Genomic DNA, 13,696 nt, shown 5'->3' with positions numbered 1-13,696 from the left:
ACACCATCTAATTAAGCACACGTATTTTCACTTGCTTACGTCCCCAACGATAAGCATCAGATTTACTGGAGAAAAATACGTCAATCTTATTCCCTTTAATTGCAGATCCCGTATCGGAAGCTACAGCATAACCATAACCTTCCACATATACTTTTGTCCCTAAAGGAATAACGCTCGGATCTACCGCTATCACTTTTGCTCCTGGATTAGCTTTTAAATCTAATCCCGTCGCTGTGACACCTGAACAACCATTACAACCTGCAGTATAGGCAGTAGAGCTAACATACATTTCTTTGCCACTAGATTCATTAGTCTCGCCGCGAGATGCCACTTTTGTAACTGGTTGAGATACTTTTGTTCCAACAGCAACTATATGATCTTTTGATTCTTTTACTTTTTCTTCACTAAGTAATTTACGAGAGATTTCTTTTCCATTTTCACGAGTAATTTCAAATTCTTTTTTCAAAAGTCCATCTTGACCTTTTTCGAGAACCTTTTCACTACCCTTTTTCAAGCTGTCGTCTTTTTTAGTTACGACCGCATATTCAATTGGTTCTTCCACTACATCGGTGACCTTTTCAACTCTGATGACTTTTATTACGTCATTTTCTTTGACTGTCTCATCCAACTTTGGTTCAACACGATCTAATTTTCCTAGCTTAATATCTTGTTGCGATAAAAAGTCAGCGACCGTAGTCGAAGTTGACCACACTTCTTCGGTTTTATCATTCGCACCGTCTGCTAATTCAATTTTGAACGCGCGATCAATCTTGATGTCCATCTTACCTGTAATTTTATCACCTAATTTAGGCTTTATGACATCATGTTTACTTAATTCAATATTCTCTTCATCTATCAGCTCTTGCACAGTATCAGCTGTTGTCCATATGACCTCGGAATCTTTTTTGTCGGTAATCTTCACCTGCACTGCAGGATTCCAAACCACTTCCATATTGTCCTTAACGGCTTTATCTACCGAGGGGTACACATAGTCTTCTGAGCGTAATCCTATATCCATTTCGTCAAATATCTCTTGAATGGTTTTTGCGTGTGTATTTATTGTTTGTTCCTCACCATCTAATGTTAGAGCAACGGTTTTCTTTGTCATTTCAAAGATTAAAAAACCGCTAGCTGTAATCGTAACGATTAGACTAGCAAAGATAACTGCCCATTTTTTCTTGCTCAAAGACTTGGATAACAGGTTTTTCATGTAATTTATCACGATGAAAATTGCCTCCTTTTCTCTCGGAGTGATTATATAGACTATCTTGCTGACTGTCAACACTCACTATCTGATTTTTTGGAGGGAAAGATAAAACGGAACATCCCCAAGTATTCCTCTTCCCCTTATAAAGAGTTCAAGAAAAGAGCGTTCACCTTATCATCCACACCCCCTAAAAATACTGAATCAATCGAGCATTTCAGAAGTCAGGCAAACTGATATACCTTCTATTCTCCGAAACACTCTTTTTTCCCTCTTTCCATACAAGAAAAAATTTTTTCTGCACGTACGCTCTATTATGCAGAAAAAGCATTTTTTTGCAAAGTGAGAGATATCGACATGGTTATCCTATGAGGACAGATTCCTGTGTAGAACTTTTTGGTATAAGAAAACATTTGGACAAGCTTCTATTATTTTTGACAATATTTGCTGTCAATTTATAGCGAATAATTTTTTTGCGTTTTCAGTTGTAATTGCCGCAACTTCTTCTACTGGAATGTTTTTAATTTCAGCAATTTGTTCACAGACCAACTTCACATAGCTTGGTTCATTACGTTTGCCACGGAATGGGTGCGGAGCTAAATATGGGCAATCTGTTTCAATCAACAATTTTTCTAATGGAATCTCTGCTGCCACTTCCTTTGGTTTTCTTGCATTTTTAAAAGTAACAGGGCCACCTAATGAAATATAAAAATTCATATCAATGCATTCTTTAGCTGTTTCAGGGCTTCCACTAAAACAATGCATAATCCCACCTACTTCAGCAGCATTTTCTTCTTTTAATATTTCTACGATATCAGCTGTTGCTTCACGGTTATGAATAATAATCGGTAATTTTACTTTTTTCGCCAATTGTATTTGTTGTCTAAACACATCTTTTTGCACATCTTTTGGTGACTTATCCCAATGGTAATCTAATCCCATTTCTCCGATTGCGACTACTTTTGGATGCTTCGATAATTCTTCTATCCAAATTAAATCTCCTTCAGTCATATCAATCGCATCAACCGGATGCCAACCAATGCTCGCATAAAGGAAATCATATTGTTCAATCAGTTCCATTGCTCTTTCAATTGTCGGTCTATCAAAACCAACGACGACCATTTTTTCAACCCCAGCTTCTCTTGCTCGCTTAATCACTTCTGCCAAATCCTCGTCATATTGTTCCGCATTTAAATGAACATGTGTATCAAATAGCATTCTCATTTCTCCTTTTTTATTACTATTTTAGAAAACTAACAACTATGATATTAAATAAACATCTTCCTTCTATATATATAGAGTTAACCTTAATAACTTATTTAGATATATTATATAAAAATAAAAAACATAGAAATGCATCATCGTCTTTGTAACGGATCACATTTCTATGTTCTTAAAACCTTCTGCTTCCATTAAACGGATATTATTTGACTCTCGCGCCTACTGTTAATGACTCTGCAATTGTAGCTAATGATAATGCGCCATCTTCACTTCCAGCAAGAATCATTCCCTCAGATAATTCTCCACGCAATTTAACAGGTTTAAGATTGGTTACACAAATGACTTTACGGCCAACTAAATCTTCTGGTTTGTAAAACTGTGCGATACCTGAAACAACTTGACGTTTTTCATAACCTAAATCCAATTGTAATTTTAATAACTTATCCGCTTTTTTGACTGGTTCAGCCTCTATGACTTGAGCAACACGTAAATCCACTTTCATGAAGTCATCGATCGTGATTTCCTCACTATCTGGTTTCGCTTGTACTTGCTTCTCTTCTTTTTCTCCTTGAGGTGCACTACCCTGCATTTTTTGCTTAATATACTCAACCTCTTCACTAATTTCAAGACGAGGGAAAATAGGATCACCCTTTTGTACTTTTATACCTTCGCCAATTTTACCAAATGTCTCAATGCTCTCCCAAGAGACGAGCTCTTCTTTGTTTACATTTAACTGTGTAAAGATTTTCTCTGGTGTTCTAGTTAAGAACGGTTGTAATAGAACGGCGATTCTTCTTAACGATTCTGCTAAGTGGTACATCGTCGTTGCTAATTCCTCTTGTGTATTCTCCTCTTTCGCAAGCATCCATGGCTTTGTTTCATCAATATATTTATTCGTACGACTGACCAATTGCCATACAGCAGACAGCGCTACTGAAAACTCCATGTTTTCCATTGCTTCTTCATATTTCCCAACTGTTTCTTCATTCATTTGTACAAGTGCTTGATCAAATTCACCGTTTGAACCACGATAAGTTGGAATGACCCCGTCAAAGTACTTATTAATCATGGCCACTGTCCGATTCAAGAGGTTTCCTAAATCATTGGCTAAATCAAAATTAATACGCTCGATGAAACCTTCAGGTGTAAATACGCCATCAGCGCCAAATGGCACTTCGCGCAATAAGTAATAACGTAACGCATCTAGACCATAACGATCAATTAATGTGACTGGGTCTACTACATTACCTTTAGATTTAGACATTTTTCCATCTTTCATTAATAACCAACCGTGAGCGAATACTTTCTTAGGTAATGGTAAGTCTAGTGCCATTAACATAATTGGCCAGTAAATAGTATGGAAGCGCACAATTTCTTTTCCGACTAAATGAACATCTGCAGGCCAGTACTTCAAATACTTACTATCATTATCTGAGCCATATCCTAGTGCAGTAATATAGTTTGATAAGGCGTCAATCCATACATAAATGACATGCTTAGGATTACCAGGAACTGGAACACCCCAATCGAATGTTGTACGAGATACAGCTAAATCCTCTAACCCAGGTTTAATGAAGTTATTAATCATTTCATTTTTCCTAGACTCTGGTTGAATAAAAGAAGGGTTGTCTTCGTAATATTGTAGTAACCGATCAGCATATTTACTAACTTTAAAGAAATATGACTCCTCTTTCACACGATGAACCGGTCTCCCACAATCTGGACAGTTACCTTCAACTAATTGTGTTTCAGTAAAATACGATTCACAAGGTGTACAATACCAACCTTCATATTCCCCAAGATAAATATCACCTTGCTCTAATAATTGAGCAAAAATCTTCTCAACTACTTCTTTATGTCTTGTTTCTGTTGTACGAATGAAGTCATCATAAGAAATATCTAACTTTTTCCATAAGTCTTGGATACCGCTAACGATTTCATCCACATAACTCTGGGGAGACACGCCTTTTTCTTCCGCTTTTTCTTGAATTTTTTGGCCATGCTCATCAGTACCCGTCAAATACATTACATCATAACCTCTTAGACGCTTATAACGTGCCATCGCATCACCAGCAACAGTCGTATAAGCATGTCCAATATGTAAATTTCCGCTCGGATAGTAAATTGGAGTGGTTAAATAAAAAGTCTTTAATTTTTCCTCCATGTTTATTTCCTCCTCATCTTAAAAAACCCGCCCTTATGACGAGTCTAATCTCTCATATCTGACCATATATTTATTGTTTCTTCTTTATATAAAAAAAGAATATATATGAGTCATCTTAGCCTCTATCTTCCTCAAAATATACCTAAAAACTTGAATTTGTGCAACATTTCCGAAGGGAGAAGCCATGGTTTTATTACAACCTCCGTGTTTTTTCTAAAGCCTTAATCAAATTAATCCTTCGACAAAAAATAGACAAATAGGTGAATTTTGTCGAATTATGTCGTTTTGTCGAAACGAGGTATGTACGTCTACTGGAAATTGGGTGAGTTTTTATCCATGACTTTTCCATCATAAACCTTGATAAATCAATAATCCTGTCCATGTTAATAATTTCCACACAAAAATAAAATAAAGTAATTGACGATTATGGCAATGGTTGGTATTATAATATCAACAATGATTTTTGTCGAATAATGACGAAAAAGATAAATAATTAGATAGATGACTGGGAGGAGCAATTAATATGAAATCTACTGGTATTGTTCGTAAAGTTGATGAATTAGGTCGTGTAGTTATTCCAATTGAACTTAGACGTACTCTTGGTATTGCAGAGAAAGACGCATTAGAAATCTATGTGGATGATGAAAAAATCATCTTAAAAAAATATAAGCCAAACATGACTTGCCAAGTAACTGGTGAAGTATCCGATGATAACATCTCACTAGCTGGTGGAAAATTAATCCTTAGCAAAGATGGCGCGGAGCAATTAATTAAAGAAATCCAAAGCAATTTTGAACTAACTAAATAAACAACAAAGAGACTCCTATTTGCGAGTCTCTATTTTTTTACGCTTCATCAATATGATAAATCTTGTATACCTCTCGTTTACTCATATCACGGTCTAGGGCTGTTTGTTTAATGGCATCCTTACTTTTCAAACCTTTTTCTTCTATATAATAAGTAATTTGCTCTTCAATAGATAACCCTTCCCACCACTTACTTTCTTCTACTGGCTCTTTGCAACCCTCAATAATTAAACAAAATTCCCCGCGAATTTCTGATTGGCCTGCCCATTCTACTGCTTCTCTTATCGATCCTCTAATAAACTCTTCATACTTCTTTGTCAGCTCCCTACTCAAAACAATTGAGCGATCGCCTAAGATATCTAACATGAGCTGTAAGCTTTCCTTCAACCTATGAGGAGATTCATATAAAATGATTGTAGAAGATACTTTTGAAAGCGTCTCTAACTCTGCCTTTTTCTGCTTCTTTTGCCGATTTAAAAAGCCATAAAAGAAAAATGGCTGTGTTGGTAGCCCCGAAGCAATCAATGCTGTAAGTGCAGCATTCGCACCAGGTAATGGGACAACAGTGAGCTTCTCTTCAATGGCACTAGTAACCAGCTCATATCCTGGGTCAGAAATGGTTGGCATACCTGCATCACTCACAAGCGCAATTTTCTCTCCATCTTTCAACTTCGCAATTAATTTATAGCCGCTACTCTCTTTATTATGCTCATGGTAACTAATAATGGGTGTCTCTATCTCAAAGTAGTTGCATAGTTTTTTTGTATTCCTAGTATCCTCCGCAGCAATCCAATCGGCTTCCTTTAATATTCTCAAGCTGCGATAGCTAATATCCTCTAGATTACCTATGGGTGTTGGCACTAAGTAGAGAATGCCTTTTTCATTCTCCATATGGAAACTCTTCTGTTGTTGCATATTACTCACCGACCTTCTTCTCTTTGGGTATTCATCCATTCAATTTTTTTCTGTCTACTCAATCGCTTAAAACGATATTCCATTTTCTGTGCCTCTGACTTACTAGAAAATATTTGATGAAAAATAAGCGTTAGCGGTGCTCTTCCCCTTGTATATTTAGCGCCTTTTCCAGCATTATGCTTTTCTATCCTTTGCATAAGATTATTTGTATACCCAGCATAGAAGGTGCCGTCTTTGCATTCGAGTACGTAAAAGTAATGGATTTCAGTCTCCATACAACATCAACCTCATTTCCTTTGTATACTCACCCGACGTCTCATAGATATACAATGGCGGCAATATTTTTAAGTCGGGTTTTCCTTTTTTAATGCCTTCCACTAGAAGCACATTCGCTTCTTTCCCTTGCTCAGGATAAACGATTTGTATTCTTTTTGGTTCTATCTCATACTTTCTCATTAATGTCACAAGATCTAACAACCTACCTGGGCGATGAACAAAAGAAACTTTCCCTCCGTGCTTAACTAGTTGACTAGCTGACTGAATTGTATCTTCTAATGTACAGAGAATCTCATGTCGAGCAATCGCATAATGTTCATTTTCATTTTTATGTTTATTGGTATCGACTGGAAAATAAGGTGGATTGCATGTCACCACATCATACTTAGCATACCCTAATTGCCGAGCAATGCCTTTAACATCTCCCTTTACCACCTTAACTTGATTCTCTAGTTGATTATATTGAATACTTCTATTCGCCATATCAACAAGACGATCTTGTATTTCCACTCCTGTAATCATTCCTTTTGTTCTTGCACTTAAAAACAAAGGTATCACACCATTACCACTACATAAATCTATGATATTTCCTTTTTGTATCGGTAAGTAAGTGAATCGAGCCAATAAAACGGCATCAACCGAAAATGAAAATACGGAAGGACTTTGAATAATTCTCAATCCCTCTGCTAACAAATGATCTAACCTTTCATCACCCTTTAACATAACCATTTCTCTTCCTCCATTACTAAAAAAGCACACTTCGTATCTATTTATCGGTTGAAGCCTCTAAAACCGAAGACTCCTCTGCAATTAGAAAACGAAATTTATATCTTTAAAAAAACCTTCCTTGTTTAGAAGGAAGGTATCGATTATTTTTTATTTAAAAATGATAAACAGAACAAGCAATCCCCATCTTTTCTAGGACTACCAAAATGAAGATTACAAATATGGAAACCTTCTTGATATAGTCTAGCAAGGTTGTCATAGCCTTCCCCTATATCAAAGAGTTTTTCTTTCTCTGTTTCTTCCTTCTGCTGCTCATTTTTCTTTTCTCGGTCAGATGTTATCTTTAATCTTCTACGTAAATGTTCATTTTCCAACTTCAATGCATTATTCTCTTCTAATACCTCAGCAAGATGCTGTTTCAACTCACCAAGCTGTATATATAATTGACCGATTTGCGATTCCATATTATCTACAGAGTCAAAGATTTCTTTTTTATCCAAGCATTCCACCTCATTAATCTGTGGATTGAACTGACACGGCATTCTCATTAATTTCGTCTAATGTAAATTCTAGCACTCTTTCCTGTTCCTTTAGGTTAACTTGTAGAATTCTTTCAAGTATATTTAACCCTACTACCCTTCCAGAACCTTCCGGTGTCTTTACCCATTCCCCTACATCTGGGAGCTCTTTTTTAGCTGCTTCATACTCGTCATTTTCATATTTCAAACAGCACATTAAGCGACCACATAGTCCAGATATCTTCGTTGGGTTCAAAGATAAATTTTGATCCTTAGCCATTTTGATCGAAACTGGGTCAAAATCACCTAAAAAAGTGGAACAACAAAGCATTCTGCCACAAGGACCTATGCCACCAAGCATCTTTGCCTCATCACGAACGCCAATTTGACGAAGTTCGATTCTTGTCCGAAAAATGGCCGCTAAATCCTTTACTAGTTCACGGAAATCCACTCTACCATCAGCAGTAAAGTAAAAGATGACCTTATTGCGGTCAAAAGTATATTCAACATCCACCAATTTCATATCTAATTGATGCGTAGTTACTTTCTCTAAACAAACTTGATAAGCTTCTTTAGCCGCTTGTCTATTCTCTTCTACAATCATACGATCCTTTTGATCAGCAATACGTAGAACTTTTTTTAAAGGTAGGACTACATCATGTTCTCCAACCTTTTTAGGAGCAATGACAACTTTACCGTATTCTACTCCTCTTACAGTCTCGACAATGACAAAGTCATCCTTTTGTATTTGAAGATCACCGGGATCAAAATAATATATTTTGCCCGCTTTTTTAAAGCGAACACCTACTACATCATACAAATGAAGATCCCTCCTGCATCTTTAACACTAACTGTTCCATTAACAGCTGCGCATTCATGTTTGCTTGCAGCTTCCTTTTTGCATCTAAAACTGCAGACATTTGCTCTGTTAACTTTCTATTAGATGTATGAAGCGCGTGTTGTTCTAGCCAGCTTAGCTCATGCGTATAGGCGAGCCTATCACTCTTATCAAGCTGTATATATAACAAATCTTTTAATAAAAGAAGTAATAAGTCTAAACCTAAATCCTGATGTTCTTTCTCCTTAAAATGTGGAAACCACTCTTCTTGGAGAGTGACCATCGCTTGTAACGGATTTTTTTTAAGTACTTCGTATAATTTTAACACTATTTTTTGCGCTTGTACAAACCAATCATCATTACTATATGCTAAAGCCCCATCCAAATTATGGGTAATTTGCGCGAGTAATGGTGCATACTTTTCTTTCACACCATAATCTACGAATTGTTGTACTAAAAATTTTGCAGCGATTGGCTGAAATGAGATCGTTTGACACCTTGATAATATGGTAGGTAACATTCGTTGAGATTGTTCAGTCAATAGAATTGCTGTTGTATCCATATGCGGTTCTTCGAGAAATTTCAGCAAACTATTAGCTGCGTTTGTTGTCATTCGATCAGCATGAACGATAATATATACTTTTCTACTGGATTCGACGCCCCGTTTTGAAAACTCTCCTTGTAATGACCGAATCTGCTGCTTCTTTATCGATTGACCATCTGGCTCAACAAGGTGTACATCCGGATGGTTAAAGTGATTAATCCTTTTGCAGTTATTACATGTTTCACATGGAACATAGTTATTAATTGGAGCATTGCAAAAAAGACTCTTTGCTAGAAGCATACCCGTATCTTTTTTTCCTGTTCCTTTCAGTCCTTCAAAAAGGTAAGCGTGGGCAAGGCGTTCCTTACTTAAACTATTTTTAAGCATCTTCAACACGACTGGCTGTAATTCTTCTATTTGATCCCATGTTTTTGTCATGCTGATCACTCACTTACGTATATAAATTTATTAATAATCCTTTGATTTCTCCGATTTTACTAAGAATATCAATGGCACTTTTCTCTTGTAAAAGTAGGTCATCGGCTAGTTGAGCAAGCTTTTCATCAATCGTTTCTACAATTTTCAACGACCTACTTTGTCCTAGTTGATTCCAACTATGGGATTGCTTAATATCCAACCCATGCTCAACAGTCTCTTTCACAAAACGCTTAACAAGCATTTTGTATTTTGCTAAATCTTTAAAGCTCCTGGACTTAGCTACCCTCTGTCCAGCTGATTCTATATCACCTAAAAGCATTTGCATTTGTGTCATCTGCATTTTTTGACCACTTTTTTGCACAAGATCGTTAAAACGCACTTGCGATCCAATGGGATGCTTACTGTCTTGCCTTCTATTATCTATATTAAGACGTAAATCTTGATTAATCTTCATTTATGCCTCCAAATAGGTCTAGAAGTGATGGAATTGTTCTACTGGAAGAACAAATACAGTCGCTCCACCTACTTCTACTTCAACAGGGTAAGGAATATATGAATCGGCATTACCACCCATTGGTGAAACCGGCGCAACAAGTTGCTCTCTCGATTGGCAATTATCCTTAATGACCTGTAAGCATTTGTCTACTCGAATATCTTCCGTACCAATTAAAAAGGTTGTGTTACCCGACTTTAAAAATCCCCCTGTACTGGCTAATTTGGTTGCACGAAAATTATGATCTACTAATGCTTTAGATAACTTATTACTATCTTGATCTTGTATGACTGCTAATACGAGCTTCATCATACCACCCTCCTATATCTTTACTTTCTTCTATTATATCAGTTATTCTATGCACAAACAGAGATATACTGACCGAATTTTTCGCCAAGTAGCTTAATCCTTATTTTGAAGTGCTTTTCTAACAATGTCCATCGTTTGCTCAAATACTTTTTCAACAGAGGCATCGGCATTTACAGTTTGAATGCGATTAGAAGATTGCTTCCGAACAATTTCATACCCTTCATATACCTTTTGATGAAACTGTAAATCTTCTAAATCTAAACGATTTACTTCCCTGCCCTTATTTTGATTAATTCTCTGTAACCCTCGTTCTGGTGCGATATCGAAGTACAAAGTCAATTGAGGCATGGCATTTTCAATGGCAAACTGATTGATGGACCAAACTTCCTCAATGCCAATCCCTCTTGCAAATCCTTGATATGCAATAGAGCTATCAACAAATCGATCACATAGTACAATCTTACCCATTTCAAGGGCTGGTAAGACCTTTTCAACTAAATGTTGTCTTCTTGCCGCGGCATAAAGTAACGCCTCTGTTCTTGCATCCATTTTTGTATTCTTCGGATCCAGTATAACAGCCCGGACCTGTTCTGCAATAGCAATTCCACCAGGCTCTCTCGTATGTACTACGTTATATCCTTCTGCTTCTAATTGTTTCTTAACCATTTCTGTAATCGTCGTTTTTCCTGCCCCGTCTGGACCTTCAATTGATATAAAGTAACCTTTAGTCATCCTTGTCCCTCGCTGTCTTATATATTTCTATGTATGATTGTTCTAAGTTTTTCTTGTTTTGAATTCGTGCACCTTTATTTAAATAACCTTGCAAACTAGTGATATGCTCTTTTGTAATTCTTTCACCTTTATATATTAAAGGAATACCAGGCGGGTATGGTGTCACCATTCGTGCGCTAATTTCACCAATCGCACTTGCAAAAGGAACGGTAACAATCATTGCTCCCTCTGGTACCTCTACTAATTCTGAATGCGATGGAATGGGATTCACCTTCACCTCTTTTTCTGCATTGGGAATGTCAGTACTAACTTCTTGCAATGCATCGATAATTTTATTAAAACGATCCTCATCTTCACACCTTAATAATGGAAGTACAAATAAAACATTTAACGGATCAGCTAGCTCTGTATAAATACCTCGTTTCTCTAGCAGCTCTTGTAGTTGATAACCACTCATATGTTTAAACTGTAATGCCAGTTTTAATGGATCATCTGTTGGCATAATAGCTAGTCCAGAAATATAACTTAATTTCTTCTTCAATTCTTTTATCCGTTGGACTAAATGTTTACCATCTTCTTCTGTATATTGACTGACAAAAAATCTAGCCATATCTAATGAAGCCATAATAACATAAGATGGGCTACTGGATTGCAACATACTTAAATATTCCTGTATGCTGTCTTCATCCACCCGATCACCTTGAATATGAAGAAAGGCCCCCATTGTCAAAGCTGGCAATGTTTTATGGGCAGATTGTATAACTACATCTGCTCCTAATTGTAAACTTGAGGGTGGGAAAAATCTTGTACTCGCTATAAAATGAGCACCGTGTGCTTCATCAACTAAAACTAATACTTTTTTTTCACGGCATAGTGCAATAATATCTTCTAATGGATACACTGTACCATAATAACTCGGATATGTAAGAATAACAGCTTTAATGTCTCCATACTTACTTAATGCTTCTTCAATATGAGTATAGGAAACACCTTCACTAATGCCCCATTCCTGGTTAAATTCAGGCAGAATAAAAATGGGTTCAGCTCCAATAAGCCTAAGTCCATTTAAAATAGACTTATGACTATTCCGTTGAACAAGCACACGGTCTCCCCTTTTTAATGTGCCACAAATCATCGCTAAATTACCTACAGTAGAACCATTTATAAGAAAAAAACTTCTTTTAGCCCCGTATAAAGTAGCAAGCAAGGATTGAGCTTCTTTGATTACATCTTCAGCAGAATGAAGATCATCAAGCCCGCTGATTTCTGTCAAATCCAATTGTAAAAGTTGTCGAAAATAATCATCAACCTCATTCACTCCAGAGAGCAGACTCCCCCCTTTATGACCGGGTACATGATAATTCTCAGGCTTTCTTTTTATATGCTGTATTAATTTTTCAACTAACGGCATTTGTTTCTGATCCATTGAACGCAAATCCTTTTTATTAGTTTAAATAAATTTACTGTATAGACATACACCTATTGGTGATTACAAACATAAACTGTTAACAACTCACTTATGAGAGTAAAATTCTAAATATTGTATATATTTTATCATCATTGGCTATGATTGAATGTACGGAGGTGACATTGTGAAAACGTTTAATGAAAAAACATGTGTAATCTGTGAACAATCACAATCTACTGGTATCCACTTATATACTTCTTTTATTTGTATACAGTGTGAGGAACAAATCGTGAATACCGAAACAGATGATCCTCATTATAATTATTATGTCCAACAATTAAAAAGAGTCACTACACCTGAAATTTTATCTTAATTTCCCTTTTGCTTCTATACTTATCTTATGATCTTCTCTATTATTTTAACAAATATTAGGGAGTTTTTTTATTTTGGAAAACTATCTACAGTGTAGCTTTCATTATACGGAGCACTATGCATAAATCAACTTCTTCAAGAATCTGTAGCTACAATTGTTGAAAGATAAAGAGATCGTAAAAGTCCGAATTACATTCTTGCTCTTTTCTTTACTCACATGTGATGAACTAACGAAAGTTCATTTAATGACTCTCTAAACAAGCCAACAGTTTTCTGACTAAGGTAAGGTTTCCTAATCATTGCTATCATTGCTGATTTTCCAAATCTTTTATATCACTTTGCCTTACTACAAGGAACAATTATCGTCGTGGTATTGATACAAACCACCATAATCATTTGCATATCACTTGAAAGCCATATTTACCACTATTAGTATCTAAAACATTACCTCATTGGGTTATAACCAAATGAGGTTCCAATCAACCATTCATTTTTTGATTTACTATTAAACCCTCAAACTCAACAATTTAATTTTAATATTATTATTTTCTCACTGTTATTTTTTAGGAGCATATATTTACTAACTCATATACACACAAAAAAGAGCACATACAAATGATGTGCTCTTTTATCTTGCCCGGCAACGTCCTACTCTCACAAGGGGACAGCCCCTAACTACCATCGGCGCTGAGAAGCTTAACTTCCGTGTTCGGTATGGGAACGGGTGTGACC

15 protein-coding genes and 1 rRNA gene are annotated in these 13,696 nt (G+C 36.2%); 2 read left to right on the top strand and 14 right to left on the bottom strand.

The features are described from left to right. Window positions 1-7 precede the first annotated feature (7 nt). The 3 genes from LCM23_RS24245 to metG all read right to left on the bottom strand — a co-directional run bounded on the left by LCM23_RS24245 (window position 8) and on the right by metG (window position 4,589). The gene (locus LCM23_RS24245; protein ID WP_224939147.1) at window positions 8-1,210 is read right to left on the bottom strand and encodes a G5 and 3D domain-containing protein; all 1,203 of its coding nucleotides are present in this window, start codon (window positions 1,208-1,210) and stop codon (window positions 8-10) included. A gap of 444 nt (window positions 1,211-1,654) precedes the next feature. Beyond that, the gene (locus LCM23_RS24240) at window positions 1,655-2,422 is read right to left on the bottom strand and encodes a TatD family hydrolase (protein ID WP_095371295.1); all 768 of its coding nucleotides are present in this window, start codon (window positions 2,420-2,422) and stop codon (window positions 1,655-1,657) included. A 205-nt stretch (window positions 2,423-2,627) separates the two neighbouring features. Continuing rightward, window positions 2,628-4,589 (bottom strand): methionine--tRNA ligase, encoded by a 1,962-nt coding sequence (gene metG / locus LCM23_RS24235; protein ID WP_224939118.1) that lies wholly within the window; start codon window positions 4,587-4,589, stop codon window positions 2,628-2,630. A gap of 517 nt (window positions 4,590-5,106) precedes the next feature. Here metG and LCM23_RS24230 point away from each other — a divergent pair. Then, complete coding sequence (locus LCM23_RS24230) at window positions 5,107-5,397, top strand: AbrB/MazE/SpoVT family DNA-binding domain-containing protein (RefSeq protein WP_180317054.1); 291 nt, start codon at window positions 5,107-5,109, stop codon at window positions 5,395-5,397. Between the two features lie 37 nt (window positions 5,398-5,434). On the opposite strand, the gene rsmI is transcribed toward LCM23_RS24230, so the two are convergent. The 10 genes from rsmI to LCM23_RS24180 all read right to left on the bottom strand — a co-directional run bounded on the left by rsmI (window position 5,435) and on the right by LCM23_RS24180 (window position 12,610). Then, window positions 5,435-6,310: a 16S rRNA (cytidine(1402)-2'-O)-methyltransferase gene (gene rsmI, locus LCM23_RS24225; RefSeq protein WP_224939146.1), complete on the bottom strand. Its 876-nt coding sequence runs from the start codon at window positions 6,308-6,310 to the stop codon at window positions 5,435-5,437. 5 nt (window positions 6,311-6,315) lie between these two features. Next, window positions 6,316-6,585 carry a GIY-YIG nuclease family protein gene (locus LCM23_RS24220; protein WP_224939117.1) on the bottom strand — a complete coding sequence of 90 codons (270 nt, stop codon included), beginning with the start codon at window positions 6,583-6,585 and terminating at the stop codon, window positions 6,316-6,318. After that, complete coding sequence (locus LCM23_RS24215) at window positions 6,575-7,315, bottom strand: tRNA1(Val) (adenine(37)-N6)-methyltransferase (protein ID WP_224939116.1); 741 nt, start codon at window positions 7,313-7,315, stop codon at window positions 6,575-6,577. Before LCM23_RS24215 ends, LCM23_RS24220 begins: the two co-directional genes overlap by 11 nt. Before the next feature lie 140 nt (window positions 7,316-7,455). Next, the gene (gene yabA, locus LCM23_RS24210) at window positions 7,456-7,812 is read right to left on the bottom strand and encodes a DNA replication initiation control protein YabA (protein WP_095371302.1); all 357 of its coding nucleotides are present in this window, start codon (window positions 7,810-7,812) and stop codon (window positions 7,456-7,458) included. 13 nt (window positions 7,813-7,825) lie between these two features. Then, window positions 7,826-8,650 carry a PSP1 domain-containing protein gene (locus LCM23_RS24205; RefSeq protein ID WP_095371303.1) on the bottom strand — a complete coding sequence of 275 codons (825 nt, stop codon included), beginning with the start codon at window positions 8,648-8,650 and terminating at the stop codon, window positions 7,826-7,828. After that, on the bottom strand, window positions 8,643-9,650 hold the full coding sequence (holB, locus tag LCM23_RS24200; protein ID WP_224939115.1) for a DNA polymerase III subunit delta': 1,008 nt from the start codon (window positions 9,648-9,650) through the stop codon (window positions 8,643-8,645). Before holB ends, LCM23_RS24205 begins: the two co-directional genes overlap by 8 nt. Before the next feature lie 13 nt (window positions 9,651-9,663). Beyond that, window positions 9,664-10,104, bottom strand: coding sequence for a YaaR family protein (locus LCM23_RS24195; protein WP_224939114.1), 441 nt, complete (start codon window positions 10,102-10,104; stop codon window positions 9,664-9,666). Between the two features lie 18 nt (window positions 10,105-10,122). After that, window positions 10,123-10,452, bottom strand: a complete 330-nt coding sequence (locus tag LCM23_RS24190; RefSeq protein ID WP_095371306.1) for a cyclic-di-AMP receptor — start codon at window positions 10,450-10,452, stop codon at window positions 10,123-10,125. A 93-nt stretch (window positions 10,453-10,545) separates the two neighbouring features. Beyond that, window positions 10,546-11,184, bottom strand: coding sequence for a dTMP kinase (gene tmk, locus LCM23_RS24185; RefSeq protein WP_224939113.1), 639 nt, complete (start codon window positions 11,182-11,184; stop codon window positions 10,546-10,548). Then, window positions 11,177-12,610 (bottom strand): aminotransferase class I/II-fold pyridoxal phosphate-dependent enzyme, encoded by a 1,434-nt coding sequence (locus LCM23_RS24180; RefSeq protein WP_224939112.1) that lies wholly within the window; start codon window positions 12,608-12,610, stop codon window positions 11,177-11,179. The genes tmk and LCM23_RS24180 overlap by 8 nt, the downstream gene beginning before the upstream one ends. Window positions 12,611-12,776: 166 nt before the next feature. Between LCM23_RS24180 and LCM23_RS24175 the strand changes: the two genes are divergently transcribed. Next, on the top strand, window positions 12,777-12,965 hold the full coding sequence (locus LCM23_RS24175) for a sigma factor G inhibitor Gin (RefSeq protein ID WP_224939111.1): 189 nt from the start codon (window positions 12,777-12,779) through the stop codon (window positions 12,963-12,965). Between the two features lie 634 nt (window positions 12,966-13,599). Here LCM23_RS24175 and rrf read toward each other — a convergent pair. After that, a 5S ribosomal RNA gene (gene rrf, locus LCM23_RS24170) occupies window positions 13,600-13,696 on the bottom strand; the annotation flags it as partial.

This window comes from Cytobacillus kochii (assembly GCF_020171845.1).
GTDB classification, from domain to species: Bacteria; Bacillota; Bacilli; order Bacillales; family Cytobacillaceae; genus Cytobacillus; species Cytobacillus kochii.
This window is presented reverse-complemented; position numbering and strand designations above follow the sequence as displayed.